The sequence below is a fragment of the Acinetobacter sp. A1 genome, from assembly GCF_012371315.1.
Classification (GTDB): domain Bacteria; phylum Pseudomonadota; class Gammaproteobacteria; order Pseudomonadales; family Moraxellaceae; genus Acinetobacter.
On sequence record NZ_JAAZQY010000038.1, the window covers coordinates 1 to 21,645 of the forward strand.

At 40.7% G+C, this 21,645-nt stretch carries 23 protein-coding genes; 8 read left to right on the forward strand and 15 right to left on the reverse strand.

Annotated features, from left to right (window positions below; translation table 11 throughout):
* Positions 1-53: 53 nt before the first annotated feature.
* The 12 genes from HHA41_RS11220 to HHA41_RS11275 form a co-directional block, all read right to left on the reverse strand.
* The gene (locus tag HHA41_RS11220; RefSeq protein WP_168461777.1) at positions 54-1,487 is read right to left on the reverse strand and encodes a M48 family metalloprotease; all 1,434 of its coding nucleotides are present in this window, start codon (positions 1,485-1,487) and stop codon (positions 54-56) included.
* Between the two features lie 103 nt (positions 1,488-1,590).
* Positions 1,591-2,565: a D-glycerate dehydrogenase gene (locus HHA41_RS11225; RefSeq protein WP_168461778.1), complete on the reverse strand. Its 975-nt coding sequence runs from the start codon at positions 2,563-2,565 to the stop codon at positions 1,591-1,593.
* Positions 2,566-2,625: 60 nt separating this feature from the next.
* Positions 2,626-3,291, reverse strand: a complete 666-nt coding sequence (locus HHA41_RS11230; protein WP_168461780.1) for a hypothetical protein — start codon at positions 3,289-3,291, stop codon at positions 2,626-2,628.
* 164 nt (positions 3,292-3,455) lie between these two features.
* Positions 3,456-5,345 (reverse strand): M48 family metalloprotease, encoded by a 1,890-nt coding sequence (locus tag HHA41_RS11235; protein WP_168461789.1) that lies wholly within the window; start codon positions 5,343-5,345, stop codon positions 3,456-3,458.
* A gap of 97 nt (positions 5,346-5,442) precedes the next feature.
* Entirely contained in the window at positions 5,443-6,981 is a 1,539-nt protein-coding gene (gene purF, locus HHA41_RS11240; RefSeq protein WP_168419176.1) for an amidophosphoribosyltransferase, read from the reverse strand.
* Between the two features lie 24 nt (positions 6,982-7,005).
* Positions 7,006-7,587 carry a CvpA family protein gene (locus HHA41_RS11245; RefSeq protein ID WP_070156001.1) on the reverse strand — a complete coding sequence of 194 codons (582 nt, stop codon included), beginning with the start codon at positions 7,585-7,587 and terminating at the stop codon, positions 7,006-7,008.
* Positions 7,588-7,591: 4 nt separating this feature from the next.
* A complete protein-coding gene (locus HHA41_RS11250) occupies positions 7,592-8,593 on the reverse strand; it encodes a quinone-dependent dihydroorotate dehydrogenase (protein WP_168419175.1) in 1,002 nt (333 codons plus the stop codon).
* 111 nt (positions 8,594-8,704) lie between these two features.
* Positions 8,705-9,184, reverse strand: coding sequence for a type II secretion system protein GspM (gene gspM, locus HHA41_RS11255; RefSeq protein ID WP_168419174.1), 480 nt, complete (start codon positions 9,182-9,184; stop codon positions 8,705-8,707).
* Positions 9,184-10,323, reverse strand: coding sequence for a type II secretion system protein GspL (gene gspL / locus HHA41_RS11260; RefSeq protein ID WP_168419173.1), 1,140 nt, complete (start codon positions 10,321-10,323; stop codon positions 9,184-9,186). The genes gspM and gspL overlap by 1 nt, the downstream gene beginning before the upstream one ends.
* Positions 10,324-10,368: 45 nt before the next feature.
* On the reverse strand, positions 10,369-10,824 hold the full coding sequence (gene sixA / locus HHA41_RS11265; protein ID WP_168419172.1) for a phosphohistidine phosphatase SixA: 456 nt from the start codon (positions 10,822-10,824) through the stop codon (positions 10,369-10,371).
* A gap of 152 nt (positions 10,825-10,976) precedes the next feature.
* Positions 10,977-12,050 (reverse strand): NAD(P)H-dependent glycerol-3-phosphate dehydrogenase, encoded by a 1,074-nt coding sequence (locus HHA41_RS11270; RefSeq protein WP_168419171.1) that lies wholly within the window; start codon positions 12,048-12,050, stop codon positions 10,977-10,979.
* 25 nt (positions 12,051-12,075) lie between these two features.
* A complete protein-coding gene (locus tag HHA41_RS11275; protein ID WP_168461782.1) occupies positions 12,076-12,651 on the reverse strand; it encodes a nitroreductase in 576 nt (191 codons plus the stop codon).
* 294 nt (positions 12,652-12,945) lie between these two features.
* Here HHA41_RS11275 and HHA41_RS11280 point away from each other — a divergent pair, with 294 nt between their 5' ends.
* A complete protein-coding gene (locus tag HHA41_RS11280; RefSeq protein ID WP_168419169.1) occupies positions 12,946-13,323 on the forward strand; it encodes a hypothetical protein in 378 nt (125 codons plus the stop codon).
* Positions 13,324-13,464: 141 nt separating this feature from the next.
* On the opposite strand, the gene rhlB is transcribed toward HHA41_RS11280, so the two are convergent.
* A complete protein-coding gene (gene rhlB, locus HHA41_RS11285) occupies positions 13,465-14,616 on the reverse strand; it encodes an ATP-dependent RNA helicase RhlB (RefSeq protein WP_168461784.1) in 1,152 nt (383 codons plus the stop codon).
* Between the two features lie 111 nt (positions 14,617-14,727).
* Positions 14,728-14,940 carry a cold-shock protein gene (locus HHA41_RS11290; protein ID WP_005177104.1) on the reverse strand — a complete coding sequence of 71 codons (213 nt, stop codon included), beginning with the start codon at positions 14,938-14,940 and terminating at the stop codon, positions 14,728-14,730.
* A gap of 477 nt (positions 14,941-15,417) precedes the next feature.
* On the opposite strand from HHA41_RS11290, the gene HHA41_RS11295 reads away from it, so the two are divergent.
* The 5 genes from HHA41_RS11295 to HHA41_RS11315 all read left to right on the forward strand — a co-directional run bounded on the left by HHA41_RS11295 (position 15,418) and on the right by HHA41_RS11315 (position 18,297).
* Positions 15,418-15,672 carry a sulfurtransferase TusA family protein gene (locus HHA41_RS11295; protein ID WP_168419167.1) on the forward strand — a complete coding sequence of 85 codons (255 nt, stop codon included), beginning with the start codon at positions 15,418-15,420 and terminating at the stop codon, positions 15,670-15,672.
* A gap of 165 nt (positions 15,673-15,837) precedes the next feature.
* Entirely contained in the window at positions 15,838-16,707 is an 870-nt protein-coding gene (gene rpoH / locus HHA41_RS11300; protein ID WP_004971496.1) for an RNA polymerase sigma factor RpoH, read from the forward strand.
* Between the two features lie 191 nt (positions 16,708-16,898).
* The gene (locus tag HHA41_RS11305; RefSeq protein ID WP_168461786.1) at positions 16,899-17,264 is read left to right on the forward strand and encodes a DUF423 domain-containing protein; all 366 of its coding nucleotides are present in this window, start codon (positions 16,899-16,901) and stop codon (positions 17,262-17,264) included.
* 40 nt (positions 17,265-17,304) lie between these two features.
* Positions 17,305-17,502, forward strand: coding sequence for a sulfur carrier protein ThiS (gene thiS, locus HHA41_RS11310; protein ID WP_168419164.1), 198 nt, complete (start codon positions 17,305-17,307; stop codon positions 17,500-17,502).
* A 12-nt stretch (positions 17,503-17,514) separates the two neighbouring features.
* Entirely contained in the window at positions 17,515-18,297 is a 783-nt protein-coding gene (locus tag HHA41_RS11315; protein ID WP_004971502.1) for a thiazole synthase, read from the forward strand.
* Between the two features lie 81 nt (positions 18,298-18,378).
* Here HHA41_RS11315 and HHA41_RS11320 read toward each other — a convergent pair whose 3' ends face one another.
* On the reverse strand, positions 18,379-18,990 hold the full coding sequence (locus HHA41_RS11320) for a glutathione binding-like protein (protein WP_168419162.1): 612 nt from the start codon (positions 18,988-18,990) through the stop codon (positions 18,379-18,381).
* Positions 18,991-19,207: 217 nt separating this feature from the next.
* On the opposite strand from HHA41_RS11320, the gene HHA41_RS11325 reads away from it, so the two are divergent.
* Together HHA41_RS11325 and trmB are read left to right on the forward strand one after the other, a co-directional pair.
* The gene (locus HHA41_RS11325; RefSeq protein WP_168461787.1) at positions 19,208-20,659 is read left to right on the forward strand and encodes a SulP family inorganic anion transporter; all 1,452 of its coding nucleotides are present in this window, start codon (positions 19,208-19,210) and stop codon (positions 20,657-20,659) included.
* A 185-nt stretch (positions 20,660-20,844) separates the two neighbouring features.
* Positions 20,845-21,561, forward strand: a complete 717-nt coding sequence (trmB, locus tag HHA41_RS11330; RefSeq protein WP_168461788.1) for a tRNA (guanosine(46)-N7)-methyltransferase TrmB — start codon at positions 20,845-20,847, stop codon at positions 21,559-21,561.
* The last annotated feature ends 84 nt before the right edge of the window (positions 21,562-21,645 follow it).

The following is a 21,645-nucleotide window of genomic DNA, read 5'->3' on the forward strand; positions in this document are numbered from 1 at the left end:
TACTGAATCGACATAGACAAAATGAGCACTTATGCAAATATTTGTCTATATTTTTAGTTATAGTTAATTACTCTTTGCATTTCGGTCACGCGGTTTTTTATATTTGCCGACATAGCTTGATTATCTTTAGCTAAGCGCTGTGCATGTAATAACGACTTAATCGCCTCTTCTTCCCAGCCCGACCAATATTGCACCTCTGCGCGATACCGTAGCACATTTACCGTGCGTAGTGGTGATGCCCGATCTACATTTGCCGCTTGCTGCATTAAATTCCATACCGATAAATCACGTGGATTTTTCTTTAAAAAACCTTGCAGAATCGTTTGCGCCTGTGCTGACTGATTCTGACGAATCAACACTTCAGCCCACTTAAAATTTAGGGCACGATTTTCTGGCATAATGCGCGCAGGTGAACTAATGGTCTTATGCGCTAAATCAATTTTATTTTGCCCTAAATAAATGTCAGTTTGAATAAGTGTCAATAAATTATGTAAACGATTATGACTTTTAGCCTGATCAATACTCTGCTGTGCCAGAACAAAATCGCCCTGTTGACTATAAAAATACGCCAAAGCCAAATGTGCAGCAAAATTATTCCGAGTCGTAAAAGCCTTCAACTGTTGTTCTGTCGCTTGTTGCGAAAGCACTAAACTGTAGAGTTTTAAAATTTCAAAATCTTCATCTCGTAATGATGTCTGCACTGCAGGCAACTGATTAGCACGCAAACGTGCTTCGCTCATACGTTCTGTCGTTAAGGGATGGGTAAACCAAAAATCAGGTAAAAAACTCACACGACTGGTAGTACGGTGCATCACTTCAAAAAAGTCTGCCATGCTTTGTGGGTTATAACCCGCACTATACATATATTGCATACCAATACGGTCTGCTTCACGCTCTTGATTACGGCTATAAGTCAGTTGTTGATCCATCAATGCCGCTTGAGAACCCATCATCACTGCTGCACCTGCATCACCATCCGCCTGCGAGGCAACTAAAGCACCAACCACAACACCTGCCAATGCCAACAAACCCTGCCCCTTAAATGCTTCCTGTGAACGGCTATAATGTCGCTGAGATACGTGCGCAATTTCATGAGCCATCACCCCTGCGACTTCATCCATCTTCCGTGCAGAATTAATCAAGCCTGTATTTAGGGCAAATAATCCACCAGGAACAGCAAAAGCGTTAATTTGCGGATCATTAATGATAAGCAAGCCTATTGGCTGCCCTAGTTGAGTTTGACTAAGTAAATGTGAGAATGTATTGAACAATTGATCTTCAAGCCATGGGTTTTGCGCTACAGGCATTTTACGCTGTACTTCCCGATAGACTTTTTCACCAATGCTGCGCTCTTTTTGCTGATCAATCAGTCCCACACCACTGCCTATTTCTGGCACATTAAATTGTGGTGTGGCACTCAAACTGGCACTTTGTGCAGTCGTGAGACTGGTTAAACTTAGACCGCAAACGAGTAATAGGCGTTTCAAGGGTTCATCTCAAATACATATTTTGCATAGTAATTTACTATAACATTGAAAAATGAACCTATTTGCAATGATGTGTTATCAATTTTTAATACACTTCTTGGCTTTAAAGCGTATAGCAAGCAGGATTGACTACATATTGTGGACGACGTCCTTCTAGTGCATCCACCAAGTTTTTATAAGCTAAATCAGCCATTTTTTGACGGGTTGCCGCTGTTGCAGAACCAATATGCGGTAAGGTCACCACATTATCCAACTCAAATAATGGTGATTGTTGCAGTGGTTCTTTATCATAGACATCTAAACCTGCCGCAAAAATTTTACCTGCTTGCAAAGTCTGAATTAAAGCCTGCTCATCAATTACTGAACCACGGGAGATATTAACCAATACCGCATGTGGCTGCATTAAATCCAGTTCACGCTGACCAATGAGTGCTTTAGAGTCTGTGTTTAAATCGACCGCTAAAACTACAAAATCTGACTGTTGCAACAACTCATCTAGGCTTAAATAGTCTGCATTGAACGCCTGTGCCACTTCCATTTTTTCACGACGATTGTGGTACACCACTTTCATATTAAAACCATGAAAAGCACGTCGTGCAATAGCGGCACCAATATGCCCTAAACCAATAATACCGATGGTTTTGGCATAAATATCTTGCCCAAACTGTGCTGTACCAACTGTGCGTTTCCAATAACCCTGCTTGGTCCACTGATCTAAATGCGGTACTTGTCTGGCAGCGCTCATCAACAAAGTAAAGGCTAAATCAGCAGTCGTTTCTGTTAACACATGCGGAGTATGACATAGGCAAATTTCTTGTTGGGTTAAATAATCGACGTCGTAATTGTCATAACCGACACTCACGCTAGAAATGACTTTGAGTTTAGTTGCAGTATGTAAATTTTGCTGATTCAGCAAACGTCCTGCGCCAATCATGCCATCTGCATCTTGTACATGTTCAAGCAGTTGCTGGTTCACATCGCCCCATTTAGGACTCACCTGCACCACCTGATAATCTTGCTCAAGCTGAGTTAAAATTTCTGCATCAATCTGACTAAATACCACCACTTTTTTACGCATGATTATCCCTGTTTTATCGCTGTAATGACGTCAATATAAGTTTTGAGTATAAAAATTGGCTTAAGCTTGATTTTGCATAGATTTGGCTTGTATGGCATTCCACAACTGTTTTTTCAACAGTGGCTGATCTAACATCTCTTGTAAGCCTGCTAACGTTTGGCATTGTGCAGAGTTAAAATGCGGTATTTTACCTAAGCTAATGACGTGTTTATCTGCGCATAATGCATCGACAAAACCTTGTACATAGTTTTCTACGCCAATGCCATCTTGTAATATTTCCAAAGCGAAAGGCCATTGTAAAGCATGATATTTCGCCTGCATCGCAAATTGAATATTACGCCATAATTGTTGCTGTTCCGCGCCCAAAGCAGTACTGTCGCATAGAATCAGGCAATCTGCTAACTGTAAAGCCTCAATACTAAAAGCTTCAATGTGCAGCATGCTACGCACTTCAACCACAGGCTCGGCTTCAAGCTGTTTAGTCGCATCGACTTCTAGAGTGACTGTTGCTTTTTTTGCGGATACGTCTCGCGGTTCCGAAGGTATCGGTTTGATATCTGGTTCTGATACAACTGTTACAGTCGGGACAATGATTTCACTCTGCAACTCAGGTACAGCTTGATCACGCCATACAGATGATTGTGGCAAATATTGCGACACAGCTGTTCTAGAAACCCAAATATCGATTCCTAGACTGGCTAAAATGTCACGTTGATGCCCAATCATGTTTTATCATCACCTATAATTTTGATGTGCTTGACTCAGTTGCTATTCTAACCAGAAAGCCCAAGCAATGCTGTGCTTTCTTTAACCCACCACCTTACTCAAAGCAATTCTCTAACAGTAGCAATAATATTGTGACTTAACATCTGCGCATGTTTAAGCCGTTATTACACAATAATTAGGCTATTTTGTTTCTGCATTTGCTCAACAATTGCTTCTGTTTTAAACCCAAGTCGCCAATATAACAATTCCAAAACGTCCAACTCATCTTGAGTAATAATACGATCACTCCACAAACAAATCTCTGCAATACCTAAGACAATCAAGCGATCACGTAATAACAAACCTGCCATGTCATTTAAAATTTCAGATAAATCGATGGGTTCATCAGAAATTTCTTCATAGGCAATAAGTTCTTCTGCAGTTAAAACACGCTCCAAAATGCGTTCACGCACATCTAACTGATTCACACTGTTAATTTGTTGCACATGCAATAAAGCATCAATCAAACGTACAATTTGCGGTTTAACTTCATGCAAAGCGGTAGGTGTATGTAAAGGTAATAAATGCAACTCAAACTTCACCCGTTCCAACAGCAATGCATCCAACAGACCAATTTCGCCGTCTTCCTGAATAATACGCGCTAATTTAGTCAGGAACCGCCGTGCGATACTCACAGGCATGCCACCAATATTTCGACAAGCTTCGTGAAAAATTGAGATGTGTACTCGTCCATCCAAATTTAGTAAAGCATCGACGATGGCACGGCTGACCTCTGCCTCTGCAGGAATAAATTCACGGTACTGACGAATCATTAAAATAGCCACAATCACTTCTCGTGAACCCGTCGCTGTTTGCAAAGCACGTTGAATCAGTTCAGGACGTGGCATATTGTTGCGAATCTCAGGTTTTAGCGGCTTAATTGCGTCATTAATTGCAAAACTAATGGGTGATAAACGCAGCAATGGCAAAGGTTGTGGGGAACTCCAAGGTGCATAATATTCTGCGTTCATTTCTTCAAGCGAACGAAACAAACTAAATAAAGGCTGATTGCGCAAGCGTTTCAGATTTTCCAACTGTAAGTCTTGCACCAAAGTTGGATCTAACTCAAAAATACGCGCCTCAATACTTGGGTGAATATTCATCCAACTTTGCGGACTCAATGAGTTGGCAAAACACATGTGAGAAATTGATTCAGAATATTTACTGTGAATTTGCGAACCCGCATGGTGTACATAAATGCGCAACAAGGTTTGAATATTGGCATTGTTTTGAATCAGGCGTTTGGTTTTTAAATCATTTTTAAAAGTACGCCCACTCAAACTAATGTATTTGATTAGACGAGAAATAAGTACACCTAAACTGCCAATTAGCCAAATACCGCCACCTACGGCCACAAAAAATGTGGCGAGTTTATGCGGCGGTGCGTCACGGTGCTGACCAAAACCCAGTTTGGCAATACTACTGCCCCATTTACTGAACGTTGTTAAACTGCTGTAAAGAATTTTCAGCTTGGTATTATCAATAGTTTCACCACTTAAAATATGGTTAAACTCATGACTCAATAAGCCATAAAGCTCCTGCTCATCTAAATTTTGTAATGCGCCCCAAGTCAAAATAATTACAATATCTTTATCACTAAAGCCTGCGGTTAAAGCATTTACGCCAATCTCATCTGGCAAAACATAAACTGTTGGAATTTGAATCTGAAAAGTATCTGCCAGTTGTTCAGTAATTTTTAATGCTGCGCTTTCTTCAGGTGTACTTTCAAATTGTGTTAAACGACGTGCGCCAAGTTGTTTTGCAAGCGAATGTCCGCCTGAGCGAAAGACATAAAATTCCAAAATAATGGAAAGCGCCATAATTAATAGCAGTAACGTAATCCAATACGGACTCAGACTGTGCCAATAGATGGATTGTGTAGAGTCCACATAATAGACCAAAAGCCCTAATACGGTATTTAAGATAAACAACGTCAAAGCCACTGCAACCAGACACAAGATTGCAGACCAAATCATATTTTTATTTTTAATCAAGTAACTACTCACAGCCTTCAATGTAAACATCCTGAATTACATTGTATTTGACCCACCCATCATAAATGAAAAAAGCGGGAATTTCCCGCTTTTCTCTGTGAGGTAATAAGAAAAATGATTAGCTCTCTTTTACACCTGTGAGGTCAACTGATGCAGCATCAATATTGACATCAATGTAGCCATCTTTGCCTTTTTTGGCTAAGTCGTTACGCTTTTGTTCAAGATCGTTTAAATACGCCTCATCAATCCCACCAGCCACATAAACACCATCAAATACCGAGCAATCAAACTCAGTTAAATTTGGGACTTTGTGCGTACGCACCGCTTGTTTTAAATCATCCAAATCTTGGAAGATTAATCGGTCTGCGCCAATAATTTCACGAATTTGCTCAACATCACGATTTGAAGCAATCAACTCGTCTTTAGCTGGCATATCGATACCGTACACGTTTGGATATTTCACCATAGGTGCTGCAGAAGCAAAGAACACTTTTTTTGCACCTGCATCACGTGCCATTTGAATGATTTCGTTACAGGTCGTGCCGCGTACAATCGAGTCATCCACCAATAGGACATTTTTGCCTTTAAACTCAAGCTCTACAGGGTTAAGTTTTTGACGGACAGATTTTTTACGCAATTGCTGACCCGGCATAATAAAGGTACGTCCGATATAACGGTTTTTCATAAAACCTTCACGGAATTTAATACCTAAGGTATTTGCCAGTTCCAAAGCAGAAGTACGCGATGTATCTGGAATTGGAATAACTACGTCAATGTCGTGCTGTTCGCCCCATTCACGGGTAATTTTATGTGCCAATTTTTCACCCATTTTAAGGCGGGCTTTATACACTGAAATACCATCAATGGTTGCATCTGGACGTGCAAAGTACACATATTCAAAAATACATGGACGATATTCTGGATTGGCTGCACATTGCTGGCTAAATAATTCACCTGCATCATTAATAAAAATAGCTTCACCAGGCGCAATATCACGTTCTACTTTAAAGCCTAGCGCAGTAATCGCAACAGATTCTGAAGCGATGATATATTCCATACCCTGTTCTGTTTCACGCGAACCATAAATAAGTGGACGAATACCATTTGGATCACGGAAGCCAACCAAACCTTGACCAGTGATCATTGCCACTACGCCATAAGCACCTTTACAACGCTCATGCACACGGCTAACCACATGAAAAATATCTTCAGGTGTTGGGCTTAATTTGCCACGATGTTGTAACTCATGGGCAAATACATTTAATAACACTTCTGAATCAGAGTCTGTGTTCATGTGACGCAAATCTGTTTTAAACAGATCTTCATGAATTTCTTCAGCATTGGTCAGGTTACCATTGTGAGCCAAAGTAATCCCGTACGGTGAGTTCACATAAAATGGCTGCGCTTCGGCACTGCTTGAAGAACCTGCAGTCGGGTAACGCACATGACCGATGCCATAGTTCCCTTGTAACGCACGCATGTGGCGTGTATGGAACACATCACGTACCATACCGTTATCTTTACGCAAGAACAAACGTCCATTGTGGCAAGTTACGATCCCAGCTGCATCCTGTCCACGATGTTGTAACATCGTTAATGCATCAAACAACATTTGGTTAACAGGTGATTTACCAGCTATACCAACAACTCCACACATAGCAACCTCGCAGACCAGCTAGGATTAATAAAAAGGATTATTCGTTGAGCCATCTGCGCCAGATGTATTCTCTTTTGCGTCAGATGCTACATCGGAAGATGGCGCTGCATCTTTCGACTTGATGTGCTGTAAAGCCTCATTGGCAGCGTCTTTAGACAATTCAGTTGCCCACGGTGCATACGGCAATAAACTTTGTACGAATTTAGATTGTTTCCAATAAGGAGAACTTTCTACCCAAGGACCAATCCCCTGAATAGTTATAAGGACAATAAGCAAACCTTTCAAGGTACCAAATGCGCCACCTGCCAAACGGTTTAATGGCCCCAGTTTTAAACTCTTTAATACACTGTTTAAAATGGCGGTCACAATCCAAGTGAGTACCACAATCACCAAAACAATAAAGGCAAAGGCTGCAATTTTTTGCACCACTGGATCGCTACTCAGCGCTGACATTGAAGGTGCGAGGACTGTGGCATATTTTGCCGCAACAATCAGGGCAAAAATCCACCCGACCAAGTTCGCAAAGGCTTTAATAAATCCTTGACGCAAACCGTTCAGCCCTCCAATGAGCAAGAGAATCAGAATAACGATATCAATGGCGTTCATGAGCTTAGAATGCGTTCACACAATCTTGAACCAGTTCAGGACCTGCATAGATCAAGCCACTATACACCTGAACCAAAGATGCACCTGCATTTTTTTTAGCAAGCGCCTGTTCGCCTGAAAGAATACCACCTACGCCAATTAAAGGAATTTCACCTTTGAGTGCTTCTGAAAAAGCCGCCAAACATGCGGTGCTTTTTTCAAACACAGGTGCGCCAGACAAACCACCTGCTTCATCACCATGTGGTAAGTTTTCTACACCTTCACGAGACAAAGTTGTATTGGTCACAATCAGACCATCAATTTTGAATTGCAACAATTGTTTGGCAATGAATTGAATATCTTCTGCATCTAAATCTGGGGCAACTTTTAACACTAGCGGCACATAGTGCTGATGCTCTTCAGCCAACTCCAACTGACGTTGTTTTAACGTTTGCAATAACTCAGTCAGTGCATCACCACTTTGTAAACTACGCAAGTTTTTAGTGTTCGGTGATGAGATATTTACCGTAACATAAGACGCATAGTTATAGACTTTTTCCAAACAAATCAGATAATCATCTGCTGCATTTTCTACAGGAGTATCGGCATTTTTACCAATATTAATCCCTAAAATTCCTTTGAATTTTGCCGCTTTGACATTCTCAATTAGCTGATCGACCCCATCATTATTGAACCCCATACGATTAATAATGGCTTTGGCCTGCGGAATACGGAATAAGCGCGGATGTGGATTCCCCGCTTGAGGACGTGGCGTAATGGTGCCAATTTCGATGAAGCCAAAGCCTAAACCAGCCAAGGCATCAATATACGCACCATTTTTGTCTAAGCCTGCAGCTAAACCCACTGGATTTGGAAATTCAATTCCCATACATGTCACGGGTTTTGCAACAGTCTTTTGACGCATCAAGCCCATTTTATGGCTTGATTTCAATAGTGATAGTGTCAGCTCATGCGCACGCTCAGGTGCTAAAGAAAATAACAACGGGCGGGCTAGAGAATACAACATATCTGCAAAAGTCTACTGCTTTCTAAGTCGCCATATTATAGGCTTTGCCCAGTCAAAACGCTATGCTTGACACGGCTTTATTTTCCGCCTTTCAAACTTTATTTTGGGCAATTACTGCACTGTCGCTGTTAATTTAATCTGCCCTGCTTCAGAAATTAATTCCATTTTTTGAATACTTAAACCCATTTGTGCCAATTGAGTTAGGAAATTTGCTAACACAGCATAGTTTTCATGACTAGCCACCAACTGCATTTGCTCACCACTTTGCTGTGATGCGACCGATAGCCCCTGCTGTTGTGCCACTCGCTGAATTTTTTCGGCAGCACTTAACTGTGAGTCATTGGTAGGCTTCATGGTAACTACATTGCTTTGCATCATCACAATCAGGTCTTTTAAATCATTCACCCGTTTTTGCTGTTTTTCAGCAGCAGCATGCATGTACCACAAGGCAGAACCCACCGCTGCGACCAAAACAAAGATTGTGGTAAAAATTACCAAAATCCGCTCTCGCGTACTTAAACGGTCTAAATAATCCTGAATCTGTTCAACACGCTGATCCAGCACACTTGATATTTTTTCCATGGCTTTCATTATTGTATTTTCACCAATCCTACTGCACCTGTACTGCTCGGCTGAATATTCCCCAATTCCACTTTAAAGCCCTGCTGATTCAATTGCTGCGTTAAGGCCTGCAAAGATGCTGCCGAACTCGCATTCAGTTCCATATTCAAACTATTGGCATCAAAACTGACCCGATTGGCCACAATCTGATTTTGCATTAGCACAGGCCCAACTCGACTTAACAATTGTAAGGCTTGCGTATCGGCACTTTGATTCAGGCGTAAATGACTTTCAAACTGACTTTGAATATTTTGCTCAGTCACACGACTATTCTCACCAAACCAATATTTATATTGGTCTATGGCCTGAATTGCAGTTTGATCAGCTACTTTTTTAAGTTTGCTCCAACGCAAAGCATCGTAGCTAAATTGTACAATAAAAATACCCAATAGCACTGCTGCACAGGCTTTCGAGTAGCCCGAAAGCCCCGTGTCTTGCTTGGCTTTAGGCAACATATTAAATGGATGCTGCTTGGCTTTTTTTAGTACAGGCACAGTGTAATGAAAACTTTCCAATTGTGCTTGAGTCGCAAAAGCTTCAATACTTTGCATTTGCTCAGCACTAAAATTACTAATTTTATAGTTTCGTTCAGCGCTTTGATAATCTAAGTACAATGCCAAATCGTCAATTGAATAACCTAAAAACTCAGTTTCACGTACCAGCAAACGCCCACAAATGAGACCAATGACGGTTTGCCCTATTTCAGGCTGCGGCAAGATTAAAAAATCAGGCAACAATGCACTGATTTTAACAGGAAGCAAATTCAGCACATGCAAATAGGTTTCCAGTGTACTATTTGCCATGCCAAGTACTGTGATCTGTTCAGGCTGCTGAAAATGATGCAAGACTTTCATCGCATCTATAGGCAATACCGTATATTCTTCTAAAAGATACTTTACCCCATCTGCACCAAGCTGTTTATATTGCGCTTTAGGCAATGTTTGCTGCATGATCTGTACATCACGGCTTGGAAAAAACACCACCGCCTCTTGCCCTTGAAAAGGCTGTAATGCCTGAATCAAAGCCTCAAGATGATCGGCCTGTGTCCAATGTTCCCCTGTTGACCATTGCCAAACCCCATTGGCTTCAGGCATCCATAAATACAGCATTATTATCGTTCTACCATTAGTTTTGTTTGATTTTATACATTTATTTTATGCGTTAGGAATAAAACTTTTGATTTGCGTTGAAAGTCCCGCAGCAATCACAGCCTGTTCATAAATACGTGCTTCTGCCAATTGATATGGATTAAACGATTCTGAAGTTAAAATCTCGGCCATATAAGCCACCACATTCATGTGGCACACCACCGCAATCGACTCATACGGCAATTGCGACAACCATTCTACTGCCACTTTCGCATCATCTTCAGGTTTAATGGCATTACACACCACCACAGGTACATCTTTAAAATACTGCTGTAAATGCGCCAAGGTTTCCTGTGCACGCACCAATGGACTCACTACAAATACATCAGGTTGAATGATATTTTTTAAATAATCTGCTGTTTCTTGTGCTTGAATATGACCACGCTCAGTCAATGGACGTTGATGATCATTGCCCATAACCGCAGGAGCGGCTTCACCGTGGCGAACAAGTGTCAGTTGCATATTATTTCCTTATTGGATGACGCAAATTTTAGGTTTATCTGATTGTATATAACGTACAGTATAACCTGAGAATATGACAATTCAGTTCACCAAACTGTCATATTCCATACAAGTTTTTGCAAGTCATAGCGCTTTATGGCATTAAATCAAAACTAGACTTGATGATGTGGCAAGACAAATTCAACATCACTACGATGCCCATTTTTCATTAAAGACAAAGCTATCGTCATTGGTGGTGCGCCCTCAAAAATCACTTCATAAAGCGCACAAGTAATCGGCATATATACATCCAACTCATTCGAGCGTGCCCGTACCTGAACAATGGTGTTAATCCCTTCGGCAGTTTGTCCCAATTCTTCGGTAGCTTGCTCTAAAGTTTTACCTTTACCCAAAGCATAACCGACCTGATAGTTACGACTCAGCGGGCTACTACAAGTCGCAAATAAATCCCCAACACCCGACAAGCCTAGGAAGGTCAACGGGTTTGCACCAAGTTTCACCGCAAAACGGCTCATTTCTGCCAATGCACGAGTTAAAATCATACTCTTGGTATTTTCACCCACGTTATAAGCTGCAGCCATCCCCATTGCGACTGCATAAATATTTTTAAGTGCACCACCGAGTTCTACCCCGTTGACATCATCACTGGCAAAAACACGGAATAAAGCACTGTGTAAAGCTTGCTGCACTGCATAACGCACCAGTTCAGAATGACTGGCAATAACCGTTCCTGCTGGCTGTCCTGCCACAATTTCTTTGGCTAGGTTTGGTCCAGACAGCACACCATAAGGCACTTCAGGCAGTTCTTCACGAATAATATCGCTCATAAAACTAAAAGTTTTGGCTTCAATCCCTTTGGTTAAAGACACCACGGCCTGCGCACTAATGAAAGGTTTAATTTGACGCAGCACATCACGGAATGAGTGGCTCGGAATTGCCACTAAAATAATATCACGGTCACGTACTGCTGTTTCCAAATCCGAAACAGCTCTTAAACCCTGTTCTAAATTAAAGTCAGGTAAATAACGTCGGTTAATATGCGTTTCATTTATTTCTTTGGCAGTCGCCTCATCACGAATCCAGATCATGGTATCGCAACCGTTACGCACAGCGGTGTTGGCCATAGCTGTACCAAAACTACCACCACCCAAAACTGTAATGCGCAGTGCAGTTTTACGATCTACCACAACAGGTTCGACCAAATCGGCAAAATTTAATTCTGACATTATTGTTATATCCTAAAAATAAAACTTATGCGTTCCAATAGCTCACGTAAGCTTGTGTATCTAATTCAGCACGCGCAGGAATGGCTTTGGCTGCAGTTCCCACATAAATAATGCCCGAAATTAAGTCATCTGGATTTAAGTTAAGCGCTTGCTTGAGTAAATTTGATTCTACAACTGCCCCGCTGCGCCACATGCTGGCAAAGCCCTGTGCCTGTAAAGACAGTAAAAAATTCTGCACAGCAGCCCCTGTACTTAAAGTCTGCTCAAAATGCGGCACTTTTGCATGGTTTTGAAACTGTGTTAAAGCCAGCACCAACATGGGTGCACGAAACGGGTGCTGTTTAACCCGCTCCAATTGAATCGCATCTGTTTCGCCCATATCTGCCAAAGCTTGAGAAAGTAGCTCACCAAAAGCTACACGCTGTTCAGCAGCAATCACCACAAAACGTGTAGGTTTTAGACGATGATGATCGGGTGCGGTTAAAGCCGCCTGAAATGCCATTTCAAGCTGAGCAGCATTCGGTGCTGGCTCAACCAACTGCCCGATTGATTGGCGTTGATGAATGTGTTGATGAACGATTTCTGCCACTGTATCCGTCATTGACTTATATAACTATTTCAAAAAGCTCAGTTAAGATTAGCATAAACTCAAAATTTTGCGCTATTTCGTACGTGTAATTTGCAATCTCTTGGGTCAAGACAATCTCAATGTAATCCATACAGACAACTGCATTTTTTATACAAAGTCTTCATTCAAAGCACTACAGAATATGCTCAACTAGATCAAAGCCTTATTTTTCATTCTAATTCATGCCTGCATAAAGGCTAACCAGAAAATTAAATGAAAGATATTTAAAAGTCTCCGTATGCATACGTTTTTAATTTCGAGGTTGATATGAAAAAAACACTAGTCCTCTCTAGCCTTATAGGATTCGCTTTCCTCACTGCCTGTGCCACCACACCCAACAATTCACTTGCCATTCAAAAAGAAAACAACTTATATGAAGTTACAGGCTTAGGTAAGTCCAATATTATTGCCAAGAATAATGCCATTAGTGCTGCCAATAAAACCTGTGGTAGTCGTGCTACCCCTGTGTTGGTAGATGAAAAGACCAACTACAACGGTGCGCTCAAAGGTGTGGTCGATGAACAAACTGGACAGATGATTCAGGCTGCAGCCACTGTGCTTGGCACTATTGCAGGTCGTAATACCGATATTGCCCGTGATGATGACTACCAAACTGTTCTGACATTTAGATGTCAGGCAAAATAAGTTGTATCAACATCAATCAATTTGATGATCAACTAAAAAATTTATCTATAAAGAAAAAAGTCGCTCAATTGTAGAGCGACTTTTTTTATATTTTTGGACTTTGGCCAGATCAAACAATTGTTCTGACTAGCAAAGTGCAGATTAGCAATACCCATCTAGACGTGTAAGCGGTAATTTTTGCCCAATGGCTTTTTCAATTTCAGGCAAGTAAAACGCATCATCTTCCGATAAGAAGCTAATACTGACACCACGTGTACCTGCACGCCCTGTACGACCAATACGGTGTACGTAATCATCTGACTGTTCGGGTAAAGTAAAATTCACCACATGCGATACACCATCGACATGAATACCACGCCCTGCAACGTCTGTTGCAATCATGATGTTATGTTTACCATTTTTAAACTGATCCAGCATTTTTAGGCGTTTGTCTTGGGCAATTTCACCCGACAACATCACCACTTTATAACCATCTCGTTTTAAATGGTCATATAACTTACGCACCTGATCACGACGGTTGGCAAATATCATAACTTTTTCAATTGGCTCGTCACGCAAAATATCTTCGAGCAATTTGTATTTATCGGTTTTTGCGACCATATAAACACGTTGCTCTACATCGGCATTGGTTTTCTTTTCAGGCTCAATTTCGACTGTAACAGGTTCAAATAACCACTGTTGAGCCAAGTTCAACACGTCATAGCTAAAGGTCGCAGAGAACATTAAAGTCTGACGCTGTTCCTTACGTGGTGAATAACGCACAATCCGCTTAACTGATGGAATAAAGCCCATGTCTAACAAACGGTCAGCTTCATCAATCACTAAAAACTCAATCTGATCTAGCCAGACTTCTTTTTGTTCTACAAAATCAATCAAACGTCCTGGTGTTGCCACAATAATGTCAACAAAGTTTTTATCGAGCTGTGCTTTTTGCTTATCAAAATCCACACCGCCCAACAAAGTCACCACATTTAAATTGGTAAATTTTGTTAATTCTTTTGCATCACTTTCAATTTGCAAAGCCAATTCGCGCGTAGGGGCTAAAATTAAAGCTCTAGGCTCACCACGGTAGCGCTGAGTCTGAATTGGGTTATTTAATAAATCGTTAATGACGCTAATTAAAAAGGCAGCTGTTTTTCCTGTACCTGTTTGCGCGCGACCAATGGCATCATGTCCAGCCAAAGTAAATTTTAAAACCTTTTGTTGAATAGGCGTCATTTCCTTGAAACCTAAAGCATCAATAGCCTGTTTCAATTGCGGATGTAAATTTAAGGTTTCAAAACCAGATGACATAAATATGCGCTCGAACTTTTTCTGACAAAAAACTGACCTATTATAAACAGAAATACAAACAAAAAACGCCCCAATCAGTATTGGAGCGTCTTTTTTAGAATAATCGAGTGATTAGTCTAGTGGCTGTACTTCTTCAGCTTGGAAGCCTTTTTGGCCTTTAACTACGCTGAATTCAACACGTTGACCGTCACGAAGTGAACGGTGGCCTTCACCTTGAATCGCACGGAAGTGAACGAATACGTCGTCACCGCCATTGCGTTGAATAAAGCCAAAACCTTTAGTGTCGTTGAACCATTTAACTACGCCTTGTTCACGAGCTGTCATAAGTTAATCCTCATTGATTAAAAAGAAGGACCACCCGGTGTTGCAAACAGCAGAGCAAACAAAGTTTAAAAATATTTTTATTTCTAAGCTTGTAATCATTCTGTATAACTATTAACAAAATCCCGGTTACATCCATTTGTAATAGGGCGACAAACAACAATTGTCTATCTAAAATCCTAAATACGCATCGAGCTTAACACGGGTTTATGACAATTAATAGATTTTTTTTGATTTATCTTGTTCAGATTGAAATGATTTGAACAGTTGGGAAAATTTTATTTCTGATAAGTGACTTAGCACTATTTTGATCGGTCAAATATGTCAAAAATGTTGCATAAAATAATGCACTAAAATCTCCTTATTTTATTTACACTCCAAACATTGACTAACATTCTATTTCAGATGAAATTTATTTGGGATTTCCTGCCAAGTTTGCTAGTATGATCGTTCTGTTTTTTAAGGCGAATTTATACCGCAATGCTGTGTGATTCTGTACCCCCCACCACTGTAATTGATGCTATGGGACAACCCTGTCCAATGCCCTTACTGATGTTGAAACGTGCACTTAAAAATTCAGATGCTGTTCTATTTTTACTTAAGTCTTCTGACCCACATAGCCAGCAGGATGTCACACGTTATTGTCAGTTGCATCAATACCAGTGTACAGCCAGTCAAATTTCGGCAAACGAGTTTCATTATGTGATTCATGTTGCCAAGCCAAATGCTACGTGATTAGTCAATCTTATTGATTGTGCATCCATTTTAACACCATTATACCTAGCCCTTTATCGTATAAAGATTTACATATCTACACCAATTTTCCTTATTTAAGTAGAATATTGGCATTAAGATAAAGACATCGGTTATTTTACCCACCCAATCCTATAAGGAGATCTCATGAGTGACAGCAGCAATCAGTTGATGCCCCTGTCATTATCTGCACCAGGTGTAAATCTCGGGGCTTATATTAGTACTGTTAACCAAATTCCAATTTTAACGGCTGAACAAGAAAAAGAGTTAGCCGAACGTTATTATTACGATCAAGATTTAGACGCAGCCAAAATGTTGGTCATGTCACATTTACGTTTTGTTGTGCATATTGCACGTAGTTATGCGGGTTATGGTTTACCACAGGGTGATTTAATTCAAGAAGGCAACTTAGGCTTAATGAAAGCGGTAAAACGCTTTGACCCTAATATGGGTGTACGCTTAGTGTCCTTTGCCGTGCACTGGATTAAAGCTGAAATTCACGAATATGTAATTCGTAACTGGCGTATTGTCAAAATTGCCACGACCAAGGCGCAACGTAAATTATTCTTTAATTTGCGTAGCCTCAAAAAATCCAGCAAAAAATTGACGCTAGAAGAAGCGCAATCTATTGCCAATGATTTAAATGTGACCGCTGAACAAGTTTTGGAAATGGAAGGTCGTTTAACCGCTTATGATGCTGCATTTGAAGCACAAGGTGATGATGACGATGAAGGTTCAACCTATGTTGCACCTGCGCTGTATTTAGAAGATAACCGTTACGACCCTGCACGTTTGGTTGAAAACGAAGATTACGAAGAACAAAGCACCTCTGCTCTGCATGAAGCTATGGAACAGTTGGATGATCGTTCACGTAATATTTTACAACGTCGCTGGTTGGATGATGATAAATCTACCTTACATGAATTGGCGGCAGAATATAATGTTTCTGCAGAGCGAATTCGTCAGCTTGAAAAAAATGCTATGGAAAAAATTAAAGTGGCAATGTCATCTAACTGATTAAAGTCTTTTTACATTTCATAAATGGCTTGAGCTATAGGCGAAAAATAAGCATCAAATAAAATTGGGCAGTCTGCCCTTTTTTATTGTCTTTAATTGGTACAGCTACATACAGGCAGGCAAATCTCAGATTTTCCCGCCCCTAAAAATGTGCTAAGGTTAAGCGCAAAATTAAATAGGTCAATTTGCGTATGTGGATTGCAATTTCTGCCCTGAATTTAGCTATAGCAGTCATGCTCGGTGCATTTGGTGCACATGGCTTAAAGGCCCGCGCAACTGAAGCGCAACTGCTTTGGTGGCAAACTGCAACAGATTATTTTTTCTATCATGCCCTTGGACTTTTAGCATTGGGCATATTGACCAAAGTGATTCCACAACTTCCTATTAAAGCCAGTTTTATTCTCATTCAGCTCGGCATTTTATTTTTCTGCGGTTCACTGTATATCATGGCATTGGATTTAGCCCGTGGCTTGGGCATGATTACCCCAATTGGTGGCGCACTCATGATTGCAGGCTGGCTAAGCTTAGCGTGGCAAGCCATGAAATATGCCAAATAAAGTGTATGTATTTTAGCAATTTTAAAATGGATTCTCTGTCATGCAAATTTATCTGAATGGCGAAGCACAACAAACCACTCATACAACGCTGCTGCAACTCATTCAAGCATTAGACCTAGAAGGCAAACGCTTTGCAGTCGAGCAAAATGAGAAAATTATTGCCAAAAGCAAACTTGCCGAAACCCCTATTTGCGATGAAGACCGCATTGAAATTATTCATGCCGTTGGTGGCGGCTAATCTGGAGCACCCATGCAAGATACATTTAAAATCGGTTCACGTACCTTTAATTCACGTTTGTTGGTGGGTACGGGAAAATATAAAGATTTAACCGAAACTGATTTGGCGATTCAAGCCAGTGGCGCAGAAATTGTCACGGTTGCCATTCGTCGTGTAAACATTGGGCAACATCCTGATCAACCCAACTTACTTTCAGTGATTCCACCTGAAAAATACACTATTTTGCCCAACACCGCAGGCTGTTTCGATGCCAACAGTGCCGTGCGTACTTGTATGCTAGCGCGTGAATTGCTCGATGGTCACAACTTGGTAAAACTGGAAGTATTGGGCGATGAAAAAACCCTCTATCCAAATATCACCGAAACATTAAAAGCTGCACGTACGCTGATTGACGATGGTTTTGAGATCATGGTCTACACATCAGACGACCCGATTGTGGCACAAGAACTGGAAAGTATGGGTTGTGTGGCCATTATGCCATTGGGTAGCCTGATCGGTTCTGGATTAGGTATTTTAAACCCGCACACCATTTCTATTATTAAAGAAAATGCCAAAGTACCAGTATTGGTGGATGCAGGTGTAGGTACAGCCAGTGATGCGGCGATTGCCATGGAATTAGGCTGTGATGGCGTACTCATGAATACTGCAATTGCAGCTGCACAAAACCCTGTATTGATGGCTTCTGCTATGCGTAAAGCGGTTGAAGCAGGTCGTGAAGCTTATTTAGCAGGCCGTATGCCACGTAAACGTATGGCCAATGCCAGCTCACCTGAAACAGGTTATTTCTTTAAATAGTTTGTTTAAGCCAAACAAAAAAGACGTTGCGTGAGTACCCAACGTCTTTTTTATTATGTGATTTTGGTGCTTAAAAACCAATTAAGGAATTAACCCTTCATCACGCATCGCAATTTGTACAGACTGACGTGCAGCCACTTTATTGCGAATTTCTACCACATGGCTATATGGGGTTAAATCATGCTCGATATAGTTTGACCAATTCGTGATCACAAATAAATACGCATCGGCAGGGCCAAAGTTATCATCTACCAAATACTCATGATCTGATGCCGCAATGGCTTGATCAATATACGTTAATAAACGATCAATTTCTGCATAGGCTTTTTCTTTGGCTTCTGCATCTAAAGGCGCACCAAAAAATACTGCGTAGGCATCATGTAATTCTGAGTTGAGATATCCTAACCATTCTAAAACTTTCGCACGCCCCAAACCTGATGGCGGAATTAAGTCTTGCTTAGGGTCTTGCTGCGCCAAAAATGGTAAAAGTGCAACATTTTCAGTCAAAATTAAACCCGGGTTAATTTCTAAAGCAGGCACATAACCCTTTGGATTAATTTCGTAATAATCGACACCCTTTTCTGTTTTATGGGTTTTTAAATCCACACGTTCTATATCAAAATCGACATTGACTTCATTTAAAATAATATGGGCTGCCAAAGAGCTTGCACCAGGTGAATAATAAAGCTTCATATTTGATCCTTGTTATATAACTATCTCTGTTGTAAATCGCTTGGCATCAACTTGCAAGTGATTGAACCTATAAATTGCAAAAAAGCATAAATGTTTTAAAAGTTCTTACGCTTTGACTATCCTGCAAACGAAAGGCTTTTTCAAGTCTGTTTAACCTGCTTTTTTATCTAAAGATGTTTTAACATACAGCCCTTTAAAGTTTCATGAAATTTTGATTGTGATTAGCCTGAAAAAAGAAGAATGGTTTTCCAATATCCGTACCGATGTATTGGCAGGATTAGTGGTTGGCTTGGCGCTGATTCCTGAATCAATTGCTTTTTCTGCAATTGCAGGTGTCGACCCACAAGTCGGTTTATATGCCTCATTTTGTATTGCGGTTACGATTGCTTTCTTTGGTGGTCGTACTGCCATGATTTCTGCAGCAACAGGGGCAATGGCATTGCTGATGATTACCTTGGTAAAAGAGCACGGCCTGCAATATTTACTGGCTGCGACAGTACTCACAGGCATTATTCAGGTAATCGCAGGTTACTTCAAAGTCGCTAAACTCATGCGTTTTGTATCACAGTCGGTGGTATATGGCTTTGTAAATGCGCTGGCAATTTTAATTTTTGTGGCACAACTGCCTGAATTATCACAAATGGATAGCTTAGGCTATTTATTTGTAGGTTTGGGTTTAGCGGTCGTGTATCTGTTTCCGTATATCCCTAAAATTGGTAAAAGCATCCCCTCACCTTTGGTCTGCATTATTGTGCTAAGTGTTGTTGCATTATTGCTTGGTACAGATATGCGAACCGTAAATGATTTGGGACAATTTCCAGATACCTTACCTATATTTTTAATACCAGATATTCCTCTCAATTTTGAAACTTTATCAATTATTTTTCCTTATGCCATTACTTTAGCTACGGTGGGTTTATTAGAAACCATGATGACCACCACCATTGTAAATGAAGCCACAGGCACAGAAGGTGACCGACATCAGGAATGTCGTGGTCAAGGCTATGCCAATATAGTAAGTGGCTTTATGGGCGGAATGGCAGGCTGTGCCATGATTGGACAATCGATTATTAACGTCAGCTCTGGCGCACGTACACGCCTTTCCACACTGACTGCTGGTGTATTTTTACTATGTTTAGTGGTGTTTTTAAAAGACTGGCTGGCTTATATTCCTATGGCAGCCTTGGTTGCAATCATGATTATGGTGTCATTTACCACCTTTAACTGGGATTCCATCCGCAACTTTAAGAAACATCCAAAACAAAGCAATATTGTTATGCTGGCCGTGGTGATTGTAGTCTTAGCCACCCATAATCTTGCTTTAGGTGTTTTTATTGGCGTGTTGCTTTCGGCATTGTTTTTGGTCAATAAACTGGAAAGCGAAGTTAAAGTCAGCTCATTTTTATTGGGTGAACATACCCGCCAATATGTTATTTCAGGGCAAATTTTCTTTAGCAGTTCTGAAAAGTTTTATCAGTTTTTTGATTTTTCAGAAGACATCAGCAATGTCACCATTGATTTAACCCATGCCCATATTTGGGATATTACTTCGGTAAATATGCTCAATACCGTGGTGAAAAAATTTAAAGATCAACAGATTAAAGTGCATATTATTGGTTTGAATGAAGCCAGTCATACTTTAATTGATCAATACAGTGCTCATTCATAATTACTTAACAGTTTGGATGCCAATTAATTTAATGCTGAATCTTGATGATTCAGCATTTTTGTATGCAAGATAAATCCGATGTATTTACAAAATAAGGCTCACTGCGGAAAATCAGCGAAAAAATTTGACTTCAATGGCTCAGGACTTAAAATACCGCATTCGAATTTATTAGATTTGCCAGAATTATGTCGAACGATCAATTAGACCAGCACGTTGTCGAGCTGGACAACCTCAACGAGCATCGTGAAATTGTAACGTTCATGCGCCGTTCATCACCATTGAATACGTCACAGCGTAGTGCCTTGGAACAATACGGTCACTTAATTTTGGAATACCCTGTTGGCGATTTACGTCAGCACTTTGAACACCCTGAACGCCCACTGACAGTAGAAATTGGTTTTGGTATGGGGCGTTCTTTGGTACTGATGGCTCAAGCCAATCCTGAGCGTAACTTTGTCGGTATTGAAGTCCATATTCCAGGGATTGCACAGTGCGTTTATGAAGCAGGCACAGCGGGTTTAAGCAACTTACGTGTCTTAGATGCAGATGCCATTCAAGTCCTTCGTGAAATGCCAGACAACAGCATTGATACTGTTCAACTCTACTTCCCTGATCCATGGCAGAAAAAACGTCACTTCAAACGCCGTTTTGTTGCCCATGAACGTATGGAATTGGTCGAACAAAAACTAGCGCTAGGCGGTACATTCCATGCAGCAACTGACTGGGAACCATATGCTGAATGGATGCTAGATGTATTGGACAATCGCCCACGTTTAGAAAACTTGGCAGGTAAAGGCAATAGCTACCCTCGCCCTGAATGGCGTCCACAAACCAAATTTGAACGTCGTGGAATTGACGCGGGCCATAAAATTAACGACTTTATCTTCAAGAAAATCAGCTAATTTCTACGTAAGCGTCCGCTGAACACACCTTATGAATTCATCCTATAAGCCTTAATTTAGTCCCCACTTAAAAACAAGTGGGGA